This window comes from Mangrovicoccus sp. HB161399, assembly GCF_013184745.1.
Classification (GTDB): Bacteria; Pseudomonadota; Alphaproteobacteria; order Rhodobacterales; family Rhodobacteraceae; genus Mangrovicoccus.
Map to the genome: position 1 here is coordinate 15,384 of NZ_JAATVU010000063.1, position 18,885 is coordinate 34,268.

Sequence of the window (18,885 nt, forward strand, 5' to 3'; positions counted from 1 at the left end):
CGTTCGATGGCCTGCATGCGATCGGGTCGCGCACCACGGCGTCTCCGCCTGCCGGCACGGGACATGACGCGATCATTGCTCCACGATCTCGCGCTGCCCGGGAAGACCGGAGCCGGACGGCATGTCTCCGGAGCGTCGGAGAACGGCGCCCAGCCGGCATTCCCGCCCGATGGCCGCCGGCGGGCACAGGGTTGCCCTGACGGGGCGAGACTGAAAGGGCCAATTCCTTCGCTGTCTACTCCTGACGCGAGACGGAAGCACGCTGCGAAACGGCAAATGCGTATCGTCTCGGCGGAAACAAGCGGCACGTACGGCTCAGAACCCGGGGGAAGGGCGGAAAGGTCTGCGCGCCGAACCACTGGCGGGTCCGTCGCCGCATCTACCGCTGCCATTGCTGCGGGCATGCTCTCCGACAACTCCGGATACTGGCAGGACAACACGCAGGCAATGGAGAGTAGAATGCAGCGCCGCCCAGGTCTCCGGCAGGACGGCGGCGGGCACGCTTCGCGATCCATGCTCCGCGGCCGCGGAGCCGCTTCGGCCGGAAACATCCGCACCTGGGCCGGCGATGTCCGTCCCCGCCGGCCAGCGGCCGCGACCGCCCTCCCAGATGAGCACCCGGGTCCGCGCGCAGCCAGTCCGCTTTCCCGGATACGCTGCCGCAGAAAAATCGGAGGCCGCGCGCCGCCGCAATGCCGCGCAGCCCCGGTCTTCGCCGCAGCAAAGGCAGGCGTCCCGCCGCCCGGCGGGCGCCTGCCGTCAGGACCGGAAGGCCGGTCAGAACAGGAAGTCGCTCTGGTCCAGTTCGCCCAGCTGCAGATCCTCGAAGGTCAGGACATTGCCGCCGCCGAAATCGATCACCACGTCGCTGCCCTGCTGGACTGCGGCTTCCGCCACGTCCTCCCAGCCTTCGACCCCTTCGACCTCGAGGCGGACGCGATCGGTGCCGTCCTCGAAATCCGTTACGGCATCGGCGCCCTCGGCGAAGACGAAGACATCCGCCCCGGCCCCTCCGGTCATGGCATCATTGCCTTCGCCGCCATCGAGCCAGTCCGCGCCCCAGCCGCCGATCAGCACGTCGTTCCCCGTGCCGCCATTGGCCTCGAGCGCGATCGAGCCCGCCTCCAGCGCGCTGGCATCGATCGTGTCGTCGCCCCCGAGCCCGTCGACCACCAGCTTCTCGGTGTTGGAGATCTCAAGCGTGAAATTGCCCAGGTTGGTGCGCTCGAACTCGACGCCCTCCGCGGTGCTGCGGATCTCGAAGGCGTCCCCGGCGGTCTCTGCGCCGTCGACCTCGGCGGTGTCATGGCCATAGCCGCCATCCATCACATCCGAGCCGTCGCCGTTGTCCCATTCCATGATGTCGTTGCCTAGGCCGCCGCGCATCGTGTCGTTGCCCTTCTCGCCCTCGAGCACGTCGTCGCCCTTGCCGCCTTCCAGCACGTCATCCCCGGCCCCGCCGATCAGCACGTCGTCGCCGTCGCCGCCATCTGCCTTGAGCGCGATCGAGCCAGCCTCAAGCGCGCTGGCATCGATCGTGTCGTCGCCGCCAAGCCCGTCGACCACCAGCTTCTCGGTATTGGAGATCTCCAGCGTGAAATTGCCCAGGTTGGTGCGCTCGAATTCGACGCCCCCGGCAACGCTGCGGATCTCGAAGGCGTCCCCGGCGGTCTCTGCGCCGTCGACCTCGGCGGTGTCATAGCCGAAGCCGCCGTCCATCACGTCGGACCCGTCGCCGTTGTCCCATTCCATGACGTCCCGGCCCAGGCCGCCGCGCATCGTGTCGTTGCCCTTCTCTCCTTCCAGCGTGTCGGCCCCGGCGCCGCCTTCCAGAAGGTCGTCCCCGGCCCCGCCGATCAGCAGGTCGCTGCCCGCGCCGCCAAGCGCCCGGAGCTCGATCGAGCCCGCCTCAAGCGCGCTGGCATCGATCACGTCGTCGCCGCCCAGGCCGCTGACGATCAGCTTTTCGGTGTTGCGGATGTCCAGCGAGAAATTGCCGAAATTGACCCGCTCGAAGTCGATCCCGCCGTCGGTGCTGCGGATCTCGAAGACATCGCCGCTGCCGTCGGAGCCGTTTGCCACCGCGCGGTCGAAGCCCTCGCCGCCCTCCATGACATCGGAGCCGTCGCCATTGTTCCAGACCATCGTGTCCGCACCTGCACCGCCCAGCATCACGTCGCTGCCCTTGCCGCCGATGATCGTGTCGCCGCCGCTTTCGCCGGCCAGGACGTCGTCGCCGTCGCCGCCCTCCAGCAGATCCGCGCCGCTGCCGCCAGCGACGACGTCATTGCCTTCCAGCGCCTCGATCACGTCGCCTTCCGGGCTGCCTGCCAGAACGTCTGCGTCCACGGTCCCGACAATGTTCTCTCCAGCCATATCACGTCTCCTCGTTGGCCAATGGACAGCACCACTGCGGCGCTGATGACCCTTGGTCGGAGGGCCCTGCCGAACGGTTCAAAATAATTTCCGCCTGTCCGCAGCGGTCCGCGGCCCGGGGCAGACCGCCCCTGCCGAGGCCTGCGGATGGCGTGTCTGTCCGCGCCCGGGCCGGGCTCCTCCGCCAGCATCCCGTCGATCCCCGCCGCCCCGGGGACATGGTCGCATGCCGGAGACGCGAGCGCAGATCCGTTCGGCCAGGCGCCGCTGGATCAGCGGCCCCCAGGCCAGATCGCCCGGGAGAATGCGGTTCCGCACATCGGGCCGCGCCAGGACGCTCACGCAGCCGACGGGTCCCCAGTTCCCGGATCCTCTCCCCAAATTTCCCGTGGCCACGGCATCGGCCCGCGCCCGCTGCCTGCGGATCGCGGCACGGAGCCGGGCTTGCCGCGACAGGGTGCTGTCGGGCAGGCAGATCGGCCATTGCAGCGCGAAGGATATGGGGATCTCGGACCCGCCGATCTCCGCCAGAACCGGCGCGCGGATCATGCCCATCCGGCAGGGCGGTTCGGGCACCGCGCGCATCGTCTGGCCCGGCACCACGCTGATGGCAATGAGCAGACCCATCCGGTCCTCCTGCCGACCGGCAAGCGGCCTCTCCTTGCCGCAGGAGGCCGCCTCGATCCGGTCGGCGGCGCCGACCGCGCGGAGATGACCGAACAGATCGGGGACGGGCGTATCCACGAGGCATCCCATCGCGCCGATGTGCAGCACCTTTCGGCCATGTGCTGCGACAGCGCCGCGCGCAGCCGGTTGCCGTCCGCCAGCCAGCGTTCGGCCTGGCACGGCAGCGTCCGGGCGGCCATTGCCAGCTCCGCGCCGGCCGCGCGGCGCACCATCTGGCCTGCCCCCGGATCGGCCTCCGGCGTCGCTGGGCGCAACGGATGAAATGTCCGGCTTTTCCGCAGCGCCGCGGATCGAGCCTCCGCGCGCGCGCCGAAAGCATGGATGTCGCTTCGGAACTCAGCCTTTCCTGGCCGCTCCCGCCTGTCAGCATGCGCTGCATTTTTTCGCGCGCCTGTCACCGATGTATCAAAACCTTCTCGCGCCTCCATCCCCCTACCCTCGCCGCATTTCGTTCCAGAACGCGGAGAGAGGCCCTGGAAATGGGCCTGCACCACCTGCGCGAGACCGTCCGCATCGCACGGGACAGCCCCGAGGCCGGCAACCACCCGTTCTGCGCCATGCTGGTCGGGCCGGACGGCACGGTCCTGCTGCCGCGCGGCAACGGCCTCGGGACCGGCGGCGCCACCGGCGATGCCGAGACGACGGTCGCCCGCAGGGCGAGCCGTCTCCGCAGCCCGGAATTCCCCGGGGCCTTCACGTTCTGCACTCCGGTGGAGCCCTGCTGCATGTGCCCGGGCGCCTGCGACCGGGCGGGATTCGGCACCGTCGTCTGCGGCATGACCGAAAGGCGCCTCGCCGTGCTGGCCGGCAACAATCCCGGGAACCTTGCGCTCTACCTGCCCGGCTCGGCGGTCTTCGCCGCCGGGCGGCGCCAAGCCGGGATCCGCGGCCTCTTCGCCGGGACAATGGAAGAAGCGGCCGCGGGCCATCTCGGCTTCTGGCAGCGGCCACCGCCAGTGCGGCAGGGCAAGAGGCCATGGCAGGCAGTGCCCTTGTCCGGCGCGACCGGTCGGCGGCACGGGCGTGGGTGGGGGGCCGGACCTCATGTTCGCCGCGGCGCTCCTGTACGTGCGGGCGATCCAGCCCGGCGTCCTTGCCCTGCCAAGCCGCCGGAGCGCCACGGGGCGGCCAGGGTCTAGGGCGTTGCGCCGGATGGCGGCAAGCCGGCCGGACGCGGCCAGTCGATGCGATCGATCTGTCCCCGTCATTCGGGGCGGCTGTCGGCCCCTCAAGGTGCGGGCGTCCGCTGTCCGGCCGGTACGGCGCCACTTTGCGCTCCCGAACCTCCGGGAACGTGCCCCGGAGCAGGAACCGCCGCCGCGGGAATGCATTCGGCGCGCCGCCGCCGGAGCACGGTCGCCCCCGCCAGCGGCAGCAACGCGACCCGCCGCAGCGAGAGCGGATCCGGTTGCCCCGGAAAGGCCGTCACGCCGATCGGAACGCCGACGGCGCGGCAGGAGCAATCCCAGGTCGTGACCAGAGGTGCGGGTCCCAACCGGCAGGCAATGCGGTTCCGAAGCACCCGGCCAGCATGGACAGGCCCGGAATCACCGTCACCCGTCACCCGTCACGGGATGTCGTCGGCAGGCTGCCATGTGGCGGCAGCCTCCGGCCCTTAAAGTCGCGCAGCGCCGCCGAGGCAGACCGCGGCCAGGCTACCGGCGCGAGGGCAAACGGGTTCTCCCCGCGGCTCCGGCGGCGGGTCGCCCGCATCCGGCTTCGGCATTGGCAGCACACCGCCGGAGCCGAGAGCGATCCCGTGCCGCCGGCACGGTCCCCCCAGAGCGTGCGGAAAGCAGCGTGGCGGAAGGAGGGACCGAGAAATACGTCGCGGCAGCGACGCTTGGCAGAGCAGGAGGCTCGACGCAGCAGCAGGCCGCAGGAGCCCCGGCCCGGGCGCGACGCCCGGAGGGACGCCGCCCGACAGCACAATTTCAGCGCCCCGGCGCGCGCTGGCAAGGCGAGGCAGGAGTGCAGCAAGATAAACTGCGCCAGCGGCACGTCCGGCAACGCCGCCTTGATCGCCGCATCCGCGGCGGACCGCGACAGGGTCGCGAGGACCGTCAACGCCACGGCAGACACCGCCCTGTCCTTCCATCGCTCCGCGTGGCGGCCCCATGTGCGATCTCCCATCTGGCAGGTCGGACGCTATTGCGTGCGAAACGCACGGGAACCCGGATATTCAGGACATGCTGGCGGCATTTCCGGACAACGGCAGCGCATGGAACCGGCGGACATGGCCAGCGTCGATGACATCCGGCGGAGATCGCCGAGTCTGGGGGCTTCACAGGGGCAGGCAGGCGGCCCGGCATTCCGAAGTCCACGGTGTTCCAGAGGATCGCGCAGCCCGATGGCCAGCCCGGCCTGCTCCTGCCGAACCGCTCGACCTGCCGCACCAGCCTGACTGGCGCATCGCACATCCAACTGGACTATTCCTGGCGCGTGCGGGCCGAAGCCGCCGCGGCCGGGACAGCCATGGGCAATCACAGGGAACAACCTTTCGGCCGGTTCCGGATCATCTGCCAGAAGCGGCGACGACAAATTGCATGCCGGAAGCCCTAGGCGCCTTCCCGGCAGAATATCCGGGGATCGCCCTCGATCTGCCGACAACGTCCCGCCGGCATCATCGCGGATCGCATCGACTAAGCCGTCCAGGCCGGCACGGCATCCGGGCAAAAAGTCATCCTGCGCCTCGTCTTCTCGATCCGGCGGACGCACCCGCGCTGTGTCAACAGCGCCGCCTCCATCCACAGCCCGGCAGCCTTCTCGGACACCGCAGCCGGATGCAAGATGCGCGGGCGGTCTGGCGCTGGTCCGGCGGAGACGGGATCTGCAGGCGCCGTCCGGCCGCGGCAATGGCATCGGGCACGATGGGCTACCTGCTGCAGATGGCCATCGCGCGGCGGCATCGCCCGTCTGCCGGACGACATGTGCTGTCCCGGCTTGGCGTAGCAGTGTGCTGAAACAGGTAGGCTGACGCCTTGTCGATCCTGGCAGCGCAACCACTCGGCTTCTTGTTGCCGCACATCATGCAGCAGGGAGGCGACGCTCTCCCTCAAATCGCCAGCTGCGGCGGCAAACGGACGAGGTTTGCCGACGCCAAGGTGAGTGAGGATGGAGCGGGACCGTACACGCTCGACGCCGCGATGGACCGTCTGTGCCGCGATCTCCACCGTCTTGGTCCAGACAAAAGGCCCTCGATCCGCTTGCATTGCCGCTGCGACGGAGCATGGACCGCGTGCCGCGTGGTGCGTCCGGCGATCGCCAAGAACTGCGCCTTCTGCGCGGCATAAGGGGTGATGCAGGCCGGAGGGCAATGGGCCACGGACCCTGCAGAGTCGCATGCCTTGTCGGCATCCAGGGTCGGAAGCCTCGTCAAGCCCGTCGAGTGGCGTAGAGCACCTCGAATTTGGCATCGAGGCTGGCGAGCGCGTTCGCCATGGCTCGCTGCACGGCCCCCCCCCGGAACTTCCGCAGCGGATGCCGGGCCGAGAGGCGCGCCTCGAGATCGACATGGCTGAAGAACGATCCGCTCGTCTCGTCCGTTCCGCGCATGACTGTTTCCGCCGTTGATCCGCAGCGGATGAATCATGTCCTGCGCGCGACAATTTCAGCACCCTGCCAGGCCGCCTGGAAGGCGCCGGCCGGCGGGGTCCGGAAGCCCCTCCGCACCGCCGGAGCGGCCGATGGGATGGCGGCCCGTGGCCAGGATGCCCCGCATCGGCACGTGCCCCGTGCAGGAGCGGCCCTTCCGTCCGTGCCGGAGCATGGATGCAACCCCGCGGCGGCCGCCCGCGGAAGAACGGCGGGGAATCCGTGCAAGGGACGGCGGCTTTCTCCAAGACCGCGCCCCTGCCTGCGCGCAGGATGCGGGACACCGTCCGCCGGATGCAGGGCGGGCCATGCCCAGGAGAGCAGGATGGAACCGGACAGACATTCACCGGACGGCCCCGCGCCGCAGACAGGCGGGACGGAGCCGGCCGTCCCGGTCGCTGCCATGGCCATCGCCGCGGGCGCCGGGGTCGCGAACATCTACTACAACCAGCCGATGCTCGACCTGATGGCGCGGGATCTGGGTCCGGCCGCCGCGGGGCTCGTGCCGACCGTCACCCAGATCGGCTACGGGCTGGGGCTGTTCCTGCTGGTGCCGCTGGGCGACATGCTCGAACGCCGCCGGCTGATCGCGCTGCAGTTCGTCGCGCTCGCCGCGGCGCTGGCCGCGGTGGCCGCCGCGCCCGGCGCGGCCGTCCTGGTGGCGGCCTCGGTGCTGGCCGGCGCCGCCGCGACCGTCGCCCAGCAGATCGTGCCGCTGGCCAGCCACCTGGCGGCGCCCGCGCAGCGCGGGGCGGTGGTCGGCAAGGTGATGTCCGGCCTCCTGGCCGGCATCCTGCTCAGCCGCACGCTGGCCGGGCTGGTCGGCAGCGCCTGGGGCTGGCGGGCGATGTTCTGGCTGGCCGTGCCGATCGCGCTCGGCGCGGCGGCGCTGATGGCGCGCTGCCTGCCGCAAAGCCGTCCCGGGTCGGCGCCGCGCTACCGGGAGCTGATCCTGTCGCTGCTCCATCTCTGGCGCGCGCTGCCCGCGCTGCGCCGCGCCGCGGCGTCGCAGGTGCTGCTCTTCGCGGCCTTCTCGGCCTTCTGGACGGTGCTGGCGCTGCACCTGGCGCAGGATTACGGCCTCGGCGCCGAGACGGCCGGGCTGTTCGGCATCCTAGGCCTCGTCGGCATCTTCGCCGCGCCGCTGGCCGGACGGGTTGCCGACCGCCGCGGCCCGCAGGCGGCGATCGCGCTCGGCGCCCTCGGCACGCTGGCCGCCTGGGCGGTGTTCGGTGCCTGGAGGGCGATGCCGGGGCTGGTGACCGGCGTCATCCTCCTCGACCTCGCCGTGCAGGCGGCGCTGGTGTCGAACCAGCACGTGATCTTCGCGCTGCGCCCCGAGGCGCGGGCGCGGATCAACACCATCTTCATGGGGCTGATGTTCCTCGGCGGCGCGGCGGGCTCGGCGCTGTCGGTGCTGGCCTGGCACCGGGCGGGATGGGCCGGCCCGGCCGCGCTCGGCCTCGCGCTCGGAGCCGCCGCAAGCGCCCTTGAGCTCGCAGGCAGGCGGCGGCCGTCATGAGCCTGCGTCCCGCCTGCCCCGGGGACCGCAAGGCCCGGAACAGGCAACGGCCGCGCGCGGCGGCCTCTAGCCGTAGGTGACCCAGAGCTTGCGGGTCGGCTCGATCACCCGCCAGACGCCGCGGAAGCCCGGACGCATCACGAAGGTCGACCCGGCGCGCAGCGTGACGGTTTCGCTGCCGCCTTCCTCGGTGATCTCGGAATGGCCCGAGACCACATGCATGAACTCCCAGGCGTCCTTGACCACGTGCCAGGCGCCGGGGGCGACCTCCCAGACGCCGGTCTCGACCTTGCCGTCGGGGCTGCGCTCCAGATCCCAGGTCAGGTTCGAGGGCGCGCCCTCGATCACCCGCTCCGCCGCCGGGCAGCCCGCCGCGGCGGGAACGCCCGGCTCCTGCGCGTCGATCACCAGGTATTTCGGCTCCATGTTCCAGCCTCCTAGTAGCCGCGGACGCGGTCGCCGAGCGGCGTCGGCGCCTCGCCGCGCGCCATCCGGCCGATGTTCTCGCTGACCGCGACGCCGCAGATCGCGGCATTGCCGTCGCTGCCGATATGCGGGGTCAGGCGCACCTTCGGATGGGTCCAGAAGGGGCTGTCCTCCGGGACCGGCTCGGGGTCGAAGACATCGAGCGTCGCGGCGCCCACCTGCCCGCTGTCGAGCGCCGCCAGCAGGTCCTCTGCGACGAGGTGGTTGCCGCGGCCGAGATTGATGACGGCCGCGCCCCGCGGCAGTCGCGCGAAGAGGTCCGCATCCAGCAGCCCGACCGTGTCCGGCGTCGCGGGCAGCACCGAAACCAGAAACCGCGTGCGCGCCAGCATCGCCGACAGGCCGTCGGCGCCGCTGAAGGTTTCGACGCCGGGGATGTCCTTCGGGCTGCGCGACCAGCCCATCACGGCGAAGCCGAGCCCGGCAAGCGCGGCCGCCGCTGCCCGTCCCATCTCCCCCATGCCGAGGAAGCCGACCGGCAGGGCGGCCTTGTCGCGGATCTGCAGGAAGCGCCAGGCACCCTCGGCCTGCTGCGCCGCCGCCACGTCCATCTGGCGGTAATAGTGCAGCACCGCATGCAGGACATAGTCGCGCATCTGCTCGCGGGTCTTGTCATGCATCAGCCGGACGATCGGCACCTCGGCAGGCAGCGCCGGATCGGCCAGGATATGGTCGATCCCGGCGCCCATCGAGAAGATCGCCTTCAGGTTCGGCAGGCTCGCCATCAGGCCCGGCGCAGGCTTCCAGACCAGAGAGAAGCCGATCGTCGCCGGGTCGTAGGCCTCGCCCTCGGCATGGATTTCCAGATCGGGCATGTGCGCCCGGAGCGCGTCGCGATAGGGGACCGGGTCCTCGCCCGTGGCAGCGATCAGAAGGGCGTTTGCGTCAGACGGCATGGTCTTTCCTTGCAGTGTCGGGAAGGGAACGGCGGGCGGCGATCTCGTCGAGCCAGCCGGGAGAAAGCTGCGGCACCGCCTCGAGCAGCGCCGCGGTATAGGGGTCGGGCGGCGCGTCGAAGACATCCGCCAGCGCGCCGGACGCGACGAGCCCGCCCTGCTTCATCACCGCCACCTCGTCGGCGATGGAGGCCACCGCGCCGAAATCATGGGTGATGAACAGATAGCTCGCGCCGGTCTCGGCCTGGAGCCGGGAGAGCAGCTTCAGCACGCCTTCCGCGACCAGCGGGTCGAGCGCGCTCGTCACCTCGTCGCAGATGATCAGCCGCGGCTCGGCGGCGAGCGCGCGGGCGATGCAGACGCGCTGCTTCTGGCCGCCCGACAGCGCGCCGGGCAGGCGCGCGGCCAGCGACGGGTCGAGGTCCACCTGCCGCAGCAGCCGCGCGGTCTCTTCGCGGGCCGCCGCGCCGCGCAGCCCGCGGAACCGGGCGAGCGCCGCGCCGATCGCGGCGCCGACGCTGCGGCGCGGGTTCAGCGCCAGATCGGGCAGCTGGTGGATCAGCTGGATGTCCTTCAGCTCGGCCCGCGTCCGGCGGCGCAGCTCGGGAGCCAGATCGCGCCCGGCGAAGCGGACCGATCCGGCGCTCCAGGGCAGGAGCCCGCAGATCGCGCGGCCGAGCGTCGACTTGCCCGAGCCGCTCTCGCCGATCACCGCCAGCGTGCCGCCCTCGGGAACGGACAGCGTCAGATCGCCGATCACCTTCATCTCGCCATAGGCCGCATCGAGTCCCCGGACCTCCAGGATCGGAGCGGCGGAGGGGCGCGGCGTCCGGACCAGCCCGCGCGCGCCGATCAGCGCCTGCGTATAGGGGCTTTTCGGCGCGTCGATCACCTGCCGGACCGGGCCGTGCTCGACCATGCGGCCATGGCGCAGCACCATGATCTCGTCCGCCATCTGCGCCACCAGCGCCAGATCGTGCGAGATGTAGAGCGCAGCCATGCCCTCTTCGCGGATCGCGCTGCGCACCGCGACGAGGACCTCGATCTGGGTGGTGACGTCGAGCGCGGTGGTCGGCTCGTCGAATACGATGAGCCGGGGCCGCGCGCACATAGCCATCGCGGTCATCGCCCGCTGCAGCTGCCCGCCCGAGGCCTGGTGCGGGAACCGCCCGCCGAAGCGCGCCGGATCGGGCAGGCCGAGCCGGGCGAAGAGGTCGATGGCGCGGGCGCGCGCCCCGGCCCGGGACATGCCGCAGGCCAGCGCGGTCTCGATCACCTGGTCGATCAGCCGCTGCGCCGGGTTGAAGGCCGCCGCCGCCGATTGCGCGACATAGGCGACCTCCCGGCCGCGCAGCCGCCGCATGGCGCCCGGATCCAGGCGTCCCAGCGGCTGCCCGGCCAGCCGGACCTCGCCTGCCGTCATCCGCTGGCCGCCGCGCAGCACGCCGAGCGCGGCAAGGCCGAGGGTGGATTTCCCGGCGCCGGATTCGCCGATCAGCCCCAGCACCCGGCCCGGCGCCAGCTGCAGCGACACGCCGTCGATCAGCCGCAGCGGCGCGCCGCCCTTGCCCGGCGCCTCGATCTCCAGCCGGTCGATGGCGAGAAGCGGCACTTTCATCGCAGGCTCCGGCTTCATCGGCCCGTCCTCCCGCCTGCTGCCCGGTCGCCGAGCAGGTTCACCGAAATGGCGAGCAGCGCGATGGCGGCGGCCGGAACCAGCGGCGCGATGCCGCCATAGTTCAGCGCGCCGGCATTCTCGCGCACCATGCCGCCCCAGTCGGCCATCGGCGGCTGCACCCCGAGCCCGAGAAACGACAGCGAGGCGACGAACAGGAAGGCGAAGACGAAGCGCAGGCCCGCCTCGGCGATCAGCGGCCCGGCGGCATTGGGCAGGATCTCGCAGGCGGCGATACGGAGCGTGCCCTCGCCGCGCAGCCGCGCGATGTCGACGAAATCGCGGGTCGCGAGGTCGACCCCCAGCGCGCGCGACAGCCGGAACACCCGCAGCGCGGCGAGGAAGGCGGCGACCAGGGTCAGCGTGACAAGCGAGGTGCCGGTGACCGAAAGCGCCAGCAGCGCCAGGATCAGCGGCGGCAGCGCCATGAAGAGATCGACGGTGCGGCTCATCGCCTGGTCGGCCCAACCGCCGAGCACGGCGGCCGCGAGGCCCGCGGGCACGCCGAAGGCAAAAGCCAGCGCGGTGATCGCGGCCGAGAGGCCGATGGAGACGCGCGCGCCCCAGATGATCCGCGAGAGCATGTCGCGGCCAAGCTGATCGGTGCCGAGGAGGAAGCCGTCGCCCGGCGGCTGCCAGGGCAGCGCCACCAGATCGGCCGGGTCATGGGGCGCAAGCACCGGCGCGGCAACGGCGGCGGCAAGGCAGGCAAGGCAGAAGGCGGCCGCGGCCAGCACCGGCAGGCGGGCGAAGCCGGGCGCGCGCAGGGGCGGGGCGGTGATGTCATGCAGGCTCATCTGGCGCTCCGGAGCCGGGGATTGAAGGCGATCGCCAGCATGTCCGCGGCCATGTTGAGGAAGATGTAGGTGGCAGCGAAGATCAGCCCGCAGGCCTGCACCACGGTGATGTCGCGCTTGGCGACCGAGTCGACCATCAGCTGGCCCATGCCGGGATAGGCGAAGATCGTCTCGACGATGATCAGCCCGACGACGATGTCCGCCAGCGTCATCACCACCACGGCCGAGACCGGGGCGGCCACGTTGGGCAGGATGTGGCGCAGCACGATCCGGCCACGCGGCAGGCCCTTCAGCATGGCGGTGCCGACATAGTCCTGCTCCATCGCCGCGACGATCGAGGCGCGGGTCATCCGCGCGACATGCGCCGTCGAGGTGACGACGAGGGTCAGCACCGGCAGGACCAGCACCTGCAGCACCTCCCAAACGCTCATGCCCGGGCGCGGAATGGAGATCGAGGGCAGCCAGTTCAGCTCCACCGCCAGCACGGCGATGGCAACATAGGCGAAGAAGAATTCCGGCGTCGCGACCGTGACCATGGTCAGGACCAGCACCGCGCGGTCGATCCAGCTGTCGCGGAAGACCGCCGCCAGCGTGCCGAGCGCCAATGCCAGCGGCACGGCAACCGCCGCGGCGAGCCCGGCCAGCAGCAGCGTGTTGCCGAGGCGCGAGGCGATCAGCGCGCCGATCTCGCGCCCATTGGTCAGCGACAGGCCCAGATCGCCGTGCAGGAGCCCGCCGAGCCAGGCCAGATAGCGCGCCGCCGGCGAGGCATCGAGCCCGCGCGACAGGCGCAGCGCCTCGACGGTCTCGGGCGTGGCCGAGGCGCCGAGCAGCTTCGAGGCGAAGTCGCCCGGCATCATCTCGCCCGCGAGGAACAGGAGCAGGGTGGAGGCAAGGACGAGGAGACCCCCCGTCCCGCCCCGCCGCAGGATCAGCCTGCCCATCAGGAGGCGAGCCAGACGCGCTCGGTGAAGCGCGCGCCCATCAGGTACCAGGAGGGCGTCGGCATCAGGCCGCGCACCCGCGGGCTGTAGGCGTCGATGAAATCCGCGAAGACCGGGATCACGTGGCCGGCATCGGCATGGATGATCGACTGCAGCTCCCAGTACATCTCCTTGCGCTTCGCCGGGTCGAGCTCGGCGCGGGCCTCGACCAGGATGCCGTCGAACCGCGGATCCGACCAGAAGGCCTCGTTCCAGGGCGCGTCGCCGGCGAAGATCGTCGACATCAGCATGTCCACCGTGGGCCGCCCCATCCAGACGCCCGAGGTCATCTGCCGCGACGGGTTCAGCCAGATCTGGTCCCAGTAGCCATCGGCCGGCTGGCGCATCACCTCGATGCCGATGCCCGCCTCCTGCGCCGCCTGGCGGTAGAGCTGGCCGACATTGGCCGAGCCCGCATAGGTCGCGTCCGAGGTGTCGAGCTGCAGCGACAGGCCGTCGAGCCCGGCCTCCTTCAGGTAGTAGCGCGCCTTTTCCGGATCGTAGGGGGTCTGGCCCAGCTCGGTGTTGAACAGCGGATCGGTCGCCGCCACCGGCTGGTCGTTGCCGATCCGGCCATTGCCGCGCAGCACGATGTCGAGGATCTTCTGCCGGTCGATGCCGTGCTTGAGCGCGCGGCGGACATTGACGTTGTCGAAGGGCGCGAGCTTGCAGTTCGCGGCATAGCTCCAGAACTGGCCGCCCGCGCTGTTGACGACCTGGGCGGCGCCGCTGCCCTTCAGCATCTCCACGGCCACCGGATCGACCAGGCCGAGCGCGTCGATCTGGCCCGACTGCAGCGCGGCGATGCGCGCCTGCGGGTCGTTCAGCACCAGGAACTCGACCTCGCCGACATGGGCGCGGCCTTCCTTCCAGTAGTTCGGGTTGCGCTCCCAGGTGGCGCGGACGCCCGGCTCGAAGGAGGTCTGGACGTAGCCGCCGGTGCCTACCGGCTTCATCCAGTTGTCGAAGCCGTCGGGCACGATGGCCATGTGGTCGCCCGAGAAGTTCCAGGGCAGGTCGGCATTGCCCGAAGCCAGGCGGATGCGGATCTGGTGGCTGCCGAGCTTCTCGACCTCCTCGATCGCGGCCATCAGCGCCTTGGCGCCGGATTGCGAGGCCTCGCCGCGGTGGCGGTTGATCGAGTAGATCACGTCGTCGGCGGTCATCGTCCGGCCGTCATGGAATTCGACGCCCTTGCGCAGGTTGAACACCCATTCCTTCGCGCCCGGCGCGGCCTCCCAGCTTTCGGCCAGCTCGGGGGCAAGCGTCTTGTCGGGGGCGATCTCGACCAGGTGGTTGAAGGTCGTGTAGGCGGCCATCACGCCGAACTCGTCCTGGCGCAGCGCCGGATCGTTGGTGTTCGAGCTGGCGCCGAGGATGCCCGCGCGCAGCGTGCCCCCCGATTGCGGCACCTCCTGGGCGCGTGCTACGCCGGGCAGCAGGAGCCCGCCCGCGCCGGAGGCGAGGCCGAAGGCGGCGGCGGATTGCAGGAGGCCGCGGCGGCTGATGGCGCGCGGTCGTGCCGGAACGGCGGCAGGGCGTTTCTGGTCGGTCATGGTTGTCCTCGCTGTTGCACTGCCCCTCTTGAGGGGGCTCAGTCACTCTTCCAGGTCGTCTCGTCCCGCTCAGGCCAGCCTTTCGCGGAGCGTGTAGTACCACATGCCAAGAGCCAGGGCCTGGTGGGCCGCCCATTGGCCGGCCGGCAGCCGCAGCCGCCGCACCGCGTCGAAGACGTCGAACTCGCCCATCGTGCCGGTGACCGCCCCGGCCATGATGCCGGCGACGATATGGCTGGTGGCGATGCCGTGGCCGGAATAGCCCTCGGCGAAGAACACATTCGGCCGGATGCGCCCCAGATGCGGGATGCGGTTCGGGATGATCCCGTCCTGCCCCGACCACTGGAAGTCGATGCCGATGCCCTTCAGCCGCGGATAGGTGCGCTCGATCGCCGGGCGCAGCTCGGCGGCGATGTCGCGGGTGGCGCGGCCGGAATAGTTGGTGCCGCCGCCGAAGATCAGCCGCCTGTCGGCGGTCAGCCGGTGGTAGTCGAGCACGAAGCGGTCGTCATAGACCGCGATGTCCCGCGGGTTGATCCTGCGCGCGACCTCCTCGGGCAAAGGCTCGGTCGCGACGATGCCGAGCGCCGCCGGGAAGAGCGCGCCCTTCATCCGCCCCTGGGCCAGCCGGTGATAGGCATTCCCGGCCAGAAGGACGGTGTCGCAGGTGACCCGGCCGGCTGCAGTTTCCAGCACCGGGCGGCGGCCGTGGCGGATGCCGGTCACGCGGGTCCGCTCGAAAATCCGCACGCCCAGCGAGGCCGCGGCCTGCGCCTCGCCGATGGCCAGGTTCAGCGAATGGACATGCATGTTGCGCATGTTGAGCACGCCGCCGGTATAGAGCGGCACCTCGATCAGGCTGCGCAGTTCGTCGCCCCCGACATAGCGGACCTCGTCCCCCATGCCCTGCGCTTCCGCGGTGCGGGCCAGCTCTTTCAGCGCAGCCTCGTGCTTCGGGGTCATGGCGGCCTGCAGGTGGCCGTGCTTCAGGTCGCAGTCGATGCCGAAGCGCGCGACGCGCTCGCGGATGATCCGGTGGCCGCGCCAGCGCAGGTCCCAGATGTAGTCCGCCGTCTCCGCGCCGAGCGAGCGGCGGAACTGCCGCGCCATCGCCGCGTCGCCCGAGAGAGAGCCGGTGATCTGCCCGCCATTGCGCCCGGTGGCGCCCCAGCCGATGCGGTTCGCCTCGAGAAGCACGACGCGCAGGCCGCGCTCGGCCAGCTCGATGGCGGCGTTGATGCCGGTGAATCCGGCACCGACCACCGCGACATCGGCCTCGGCCGCGCCCTCGAGCGCCGGGAAGGGATCGTAGCGGCGCGCCGTCGCCGCGTAATAGGACGCCGTGTGGGGCTGGGTCATCGTCAGGTCACACCGTCCGCAGGTAGCTGTGGTATTCGAGCGCCGAGATCTCCGCCTCGAAGACCGCCAGTTCCTGCCGCTTGCAGGCGGAGAACATGGCGACGAATTCGGACGGGAAGAGCGCGGCGCAGAGCGGGCTCGCCTCGAAGGCCGCGATCATCTGGCGCCAGTCGGGCGGGATCGCCGCCGCGCCGCCCGCGCCGACATTGTTGTCCTCGCGCGGCACCGGTTCCTTCCCCGCCCCGATGCCGCGCAGCGCCGCAGCCAGGACCGCGGCCATCACCAGGTAGGGATTGGCATCCGCCCCGGCCACGCGGTGCTCTATCCGCCGCGCTGCAGGAGCCCCGCCGGGAATGCGGACCGCCGCCGTGCGGTTCTCGCACCCCCAGGAGGCGTTCACCGGCGCCAGCGTTCCGGGCCGGAGCCGCCGTGCCGAATTGCGGTGCGGCGCGAAGATCAGCGCGGTATCGTGCAGCGCCTCCAGCAGCCCCGCCACCGCATGGCGCAGGACCGGCGTGCCGTCGGGACCGCCATCGTCGAAGACATTGCGTCCCGCGCCGTCGAGCAGGCTGAAATGCATGTGCATCCCGTTCCCGGCATGGGCCATGTAGGGCTTGGCCATGAAGGTCGCCTCCATCCCGTGGCTGCGCGCGGCATTGCGGATGATCTGCTTGAGGAACACCGCGTCATCGGCCATCCGAAGCGCATCGGCGGAATGGACGAGGTTGAACTCGTACTGGCCCGGCCCGCTTTCCGAGGTCACCGCCTCCAGCGCGATGCCGCAGGCTTCCGCGCCTTCATAGACCGCGTCGAGGAAGGGTCCGGCCCGGCCAAGCTCCTCGAGGCTGTAGATCGTGTCCCCTGCCCCGGCATGGGCCGCAGGCAGCGCTGCGACCGGCTGCGGCGCGCCCTCCGCGCCGGGGCGGATCAGGTGGAATTCCAGCTCCAGCGCAACCACCGGGACCAGCCCGGCGGCCGCGAAGCGGCCCAGGATCTCAGCCAGCACCCGGCGCGGATCGCCGAAGAAGGGCGTGCCGTCCTCGCGGCGCATCCACATCGGCACGAAGCACCCGCCGCTTCCGCTCCAGTCCAGCGGGATCGGCCCGCGCCCGGTCGGCTCGACCACCCCGTCGAGATCGCCCGCCTCGAAAAGCGGGCTGCCCGCCACGTCCGTCCCCCAGATGTCGACCCCGATGGAGGACATCGGCATCCGCATGCCCTCGGAGAGCAGCTTGGCCGATTGCGTCCCCGGCAGCCGCTTGCCCCGGAACACGCCGTTGAGGTCGCATTGCGCCGCCAGCAGGAAAGGCGGGCGGACCGGGCGTTTTTCGATATGGTCGAGGGCAGTATGGTCCAAAGCGGTCATGCGGTCGGTCCAAAGGGGCGTCATGTGTTATAAAACATGGGCCTTGTGTTATATCTTAGGAAGGGATCTTATAACATGACCTATGGAAAGCGGCGTCGATCGATGAAAAAATGAGCGAATACAAGCCAAATACGTCAGCAGATGTGCTGCATGCGAAACTGCGCCAGAGAATCTGGGAAGGAAGCTTCCTGCCCGGGGACCGCGTCTCGATCCGCGCGCTCGCGCAGGAGGAGGGCGTCAGCGTCATTCCGGTGCGCGACGCGGTGCGGCGCCTTGTGGCGGAAGGCGCCCTGTGCTTCGCCGACAGCCGGACGATCGAAGTGCCGCGGCTGAGCCTGCCCAACCACCGCGACATCCTGTTCGCGCGCATGCAGCTGGAGCCGGAGACCGCCCGGCGCGCCTTCGCCGCGCTGTCGCAGAACGACCTGGACACGCTGGTCGGGCATGACACGGCGGTCAACCGGGCGATCGAGGCGGGCGATCTGGACGCCTACATGACCGCGAATTTCGACTTCCACTTCCACATCTACCGCAAGGCGGATGCCCCGGCGCTGTTCCGGCTGATCGAGATCCTCTGGCTGCAGTCCGGACCTTCGATGCGCTACATCGCCGGGCAGTACCGCGCGCAGGAGATGGCGGCCGACTTCCACAAGGAGGCGACCGACGCCCTGACCCGGCGCGATTGCGACGGCTTCGTCGCCGCGCTGCGCAGCGACATAGCCCAGGGGATGGACTTCATCCGCAATGCCGAAGCGGCGGGAGACCGGCTTTAGGCCGGTGGGAAAGGCAGGGCCGGCCCGCGGGACGCCTCTGCCAGCGGGCCGCCTTCGGCCGGGCATGGCCGATGCGCGCTGTCCGGCCGGTGCGCCCGTGGCAGGCTCCGGGAGGCGGGCGGTCCGCCGGGGTCCGGAACGGCGCGCTGCAAATCGGCCCGTCGGCAGTGCGGAACCGGGCCGAAGAATCCTGCCGCGCGCTCCTGCGGCATTCGCGGAATGCGCCGGTGGCCGAGGATCTCGCCGGCTCTGGCGGATAGCGGCGCCAAGCCCGCCTTGCCGCAGGACCGCGCGGGGCAAGCTGCCAGACCCTGCCAATGTGGATGCCGCAGCGCAGCCGGCGATGCCGGAAGGCGCGCGGCTCCCTCTGGAGCGCTCTCCGGCCTGCCCTTTCGTCACCGGCAAGGCCCCCGGAGGTCAGCTCCGGATTCCGGGGCAACCCGCTGGCGGTGGCTGCCGAGACCGGACCGCTGATCTTGGTGATCCTGAACGGTGCCGCCGCGCTCTCGGCGCAGACGCCGCCGATGCATCTGGTGACCCAGCTCAATTCCGGGCGGCCGGCAGGCGGAAAGGCCTGCGGGCTTCCCGCACGGTGTCCTGGGCCATGACGCCCCGGCGGCCGGAGCCGCCGGGATCTCCGCGGTACGGCTGCGGCCCGCCGGCTTTCCCAGGACATTGCGGACAGCAGGAAGGGGCCGGTTTCCCGGCCCCTGTTCCCTTGCCCTTGCCTGCTGCGGGATGGCTCATTTCGCCAGGGCGAGGGCTCCGCCGCCGATCAGGGCCTGGACCAGCAGGGCGACGGCCCAGAAGGCGGG

The 18,885-nt window shown here is 70.8% G+C and carries 13 protein-coding genes and 1 pseudogene; 3 read left to right on the forward strand and 11 right to left on the reverse strand.

The features are described from left to right. Positions 1-777: 777 nt before the first annotated feature. Entirely contained in the window at positions 778-2,376 is a 1,599-nt protein-coding gene (locus HCC78_RS24660; RefSeq protein WP_172331434.1) for a calcium-binding protein, read from the reverse strand. A gap of 78 nt (positions 2,377-2,454) precedes the next feature. Continuing rightward, positions 2,455-3,150 (reverse strand): hypothetical protein, encoded by a 696-nt coding sequence (locus HCC78_RS24665; protein ID WP_172331435.1) that lies wholly within the window; start codon positions 3,148-3,150, stop codon positions 2,455-2,457. 392 nt (positions 3,151-3,542) lie between these two features. On the opposite strand from HCC78_RS24665, the gene HCC78_RS24670 reads away from it, so the two are divergent. Continuing rightward, the gene (locus HCC78_RS24670; protein WP_253949341.1) at positions 3,543-4,202 is read left to right on the forward strand and encodes a hypothetical protein; all 660 of its coding nucleotides are present in this window, start codon (positions 3,543-3,545) and stop codon (positions 4,200-4,202) included. Positions 4,203-6,453: 2,251 nt separating this feature from the next. On the opposite strand, the pseudogene HCC78_RS24675 reads toward HCC78_RS24670, so the two are convergent. After that, a pseudogene (locus HCC78_RS24675) lies at positions 6,454-6,618 on the reverse strand (IS5/IS1182 family transposase); the annotation flags it as partial. 364 nt (positions 6,619-6,982) lie between these two features. Here HCC78_RS24675 and HCC78_RS24680 point away from each other — a divergent pair. Beyond that, positions 6,983-8,179, forward strand: coding sequence for an MFS transporter (locus tag HCC78_RS24680; RefSeq protein ID WP_216671292.1), 1,197 nt, complete (start codon positions 6,983-6,985; stop codon positions 8,177-8,179). A gap of 66 nt (positions 8,180-8,245) precedes the next feature. Here the strand turns inward: HCC78_RS24680 and HCC78_RS24685 are convergent, their stop codons facing one another. The 8 genes from HCC78_RS24685 to HCC78_RS24720 all read right to left on the reverse strand — a co-directional run bounded on the left by HCC78_RS24685 (position 8,246) and on the right by HCC78_RS24720 (position 17,297). Continuing rightward, entirely contained in the window at positions 8,246-8,605 is a 360-nt protein-coding gene (locus HCC78_RS24685; RefSeq protein WP_172331437.1) for a cupin domain-containing protein, read from the reverse strand. Between the two features lie 11 nt (positions 8,606-8,616). Further along, positions 8,617-9,561, reverse strand: coding sequence for a glyoxylate/hydroxypyruvate reductase A (locus HCC78_RS24690; RefSeq protein WP_172331438.1), 945 nt, complete (start codon positions 9,559-9,561; stop codon positions 8,617-8,619). After that, positions 9,551-11,179 carry an ABC transporter ATP-binding protein gene (locus tag HCC78_RS24695; protein ID WP_216671294.1) on the reverse strand — a complete coding sequence of 543 codons (1,629 nt, stop codon included), beginning with the start codon at positions 11,177-11,179 and terminating at the stop codon, positions 9,551-9,553. Before HCC78_RS24695 ends, HCC78_RS24690 begins: the two co-directional genes overlap by 11 nt. A gap of 14 nt (positions 11,180-11,193) precedes the next feature. Then, a complete protein-coding gene (locus HCC78_RS24700; RefSeq protein ID WP_172331440.1) occupies positions 11,194-12,033 on the reverse strand; it encodes an ABC transporter permease in 840 nt (279 codons plus the stop codon). Then, positions 12,030-12,977, reverse strand: coding sequence for an ABC transporter permease (locus tag HCC78_RS24705; protein ID WP_172331441.1), 948 nt, complete (start codon positions 12,975-12,977; stop codon positions 12,030-12,032). Before HCC78_RS24705 ends, HCC78_RS24700 begins: the two co-directional genes overlap by 4 nt. Continuing rightward, on the reverse strand, positions 12,977-14,572 hold the full coding sequence (locus HCC78_RS24710; RefSeq protein WP_172331442.1) for an ABC transporter substrate-binding protein: 1,596 nt from the start codon (positions 14,570-14,572) through the stop codon (positions 12,977-12,979). The genes HCC78_RS24705 and HCC78_RS24710 overlap by 1 nt, the downstream gene beginning before the upstream one ends. A 69-nt stretch (positions 14,573-14,641) precedes the next feature. Continuing rightward, positions 14,642-15,931, reverse strand: coding sequence for an FAD-binding oxidoreductase (locus tag HCC78_RS24715; RefSeq protein WP_172331443.1), 1,290 nt, complete (start codon positions 15,929-15,931; stop codon positions 14,642-14,644). Positions 15,932-15,938: 7 nt separating this feature from the next. Further along, a complete protein-coding gene (locus HCC78_RS24720; protein WP_172331444.1) occupies positions 15,939-17,297 on the reverse strand; it encodes a glutamine synthetase family protein in 1,359 nt (452 codons plus the stop codon). Positions 17,298-17,440: 143 nt separating this feature from the next. On the opposite strand from HCC78_RS24720, the gene HCC78_RS24725 reads away from it, so the two are divergent. Then, positions 17,441-18,070, forward strand: coding sequence for a GntR family transcriptional regulator (locus HCC78_RS24725; RefSeq protein WP_216671293.1), 630 nt, complete (start codon positions 17,441-17,443; stop codon positions 18,068-18,070). Positions 18,071-18,885: the final 815 nt, after the last annotated feature.

What these genes read in the sequence shown, in the direction of transcription:
- HCC78_RS24710 (WP_172331442.1), bottom strand. Translation starts at nt 14,572, where the DNA reads ATGACCGACCAGAAACGCCCTGCCGCCGTTCCGGCACGACCGCGCGCC.
- HCC78_RS24690 (WP_172331438.1), bottom strand. Translation starts at nt 9,561, where the DNA reads ATGCCGTCTGACGCAAACGCCCTTCTGATCGCTGCCACGGGCGAGGAC.
- HCC78_RS24720 (WP_172331444.1), bottom strand. Translation starts at nt 17,297, where the DNA reads ATGACCGCTTTGGACCATACTGCCCTCGACCATATCGAAAAACGCCCG.
- HCC78_RS24695 (WP_216671294.1), bottom strand. Translation starts at nt 11,179, where the DNA reads ATGAAAGTGCCGCTTCTCGCCATCGACCGGCTGGAGATCGAGGCGCCG.
- HCC78_RS24700 (WP_172331440.1), bottom strand. Translation starts at nt 12,033, where the DNA reads ATGAGCCTGCATGACATCACCGCCCCGCCCCTGCGCGCGCCCGGCTTC.
- HCC78_RS24685 (WP_172331437.1), bottom strand. Translation starts at nt 8,605, where the DNA reads ATGGAGCCGAAATACCTGGTGATCGACGCGCAGGAGCCGGGCGTTCCC.
- HCC78_RS24660 (WP_172331434.1), bottom strand. Translation starts at nt 2,376, where the DNA reads ATGGCTGGAGAGAACATTGTCGGGACCGTGGACGCAGACGTTCTGGCA.
- HCC78_RS24680 (WP_216671292.1), top strand. Translation starts at nt 6,983, where the DNA reads ATGGAACCGGACAGACATTCACCGGACGGCCCCGCGCCGCAGACAGGC.
- HCC78_RS24715 (WP_172331443.1), bottom strand. Translation starts at nt 15,931, where the DNA reads ATGACCCAGCCCCACACGGCGTCCTATTACGCGGCGACGGCGCGCCGC.
- HCC78_RS24705 (WP_172331441.1), bottom strand. Translation starts at nt 12,977, where the DNA reads ATGGGCAGGCTGATCCTGCGGCGGGGCGGGACGGGGGGTCTCCTCGTC.
- HCC78_RS24670 (WP_253949341.1), top strand. Translation starts at nt 3,543, where the DNA reads ATGGGCCTGCACCACCTGCGCGAGACCGTCCGCATCGCACGGGACAGC.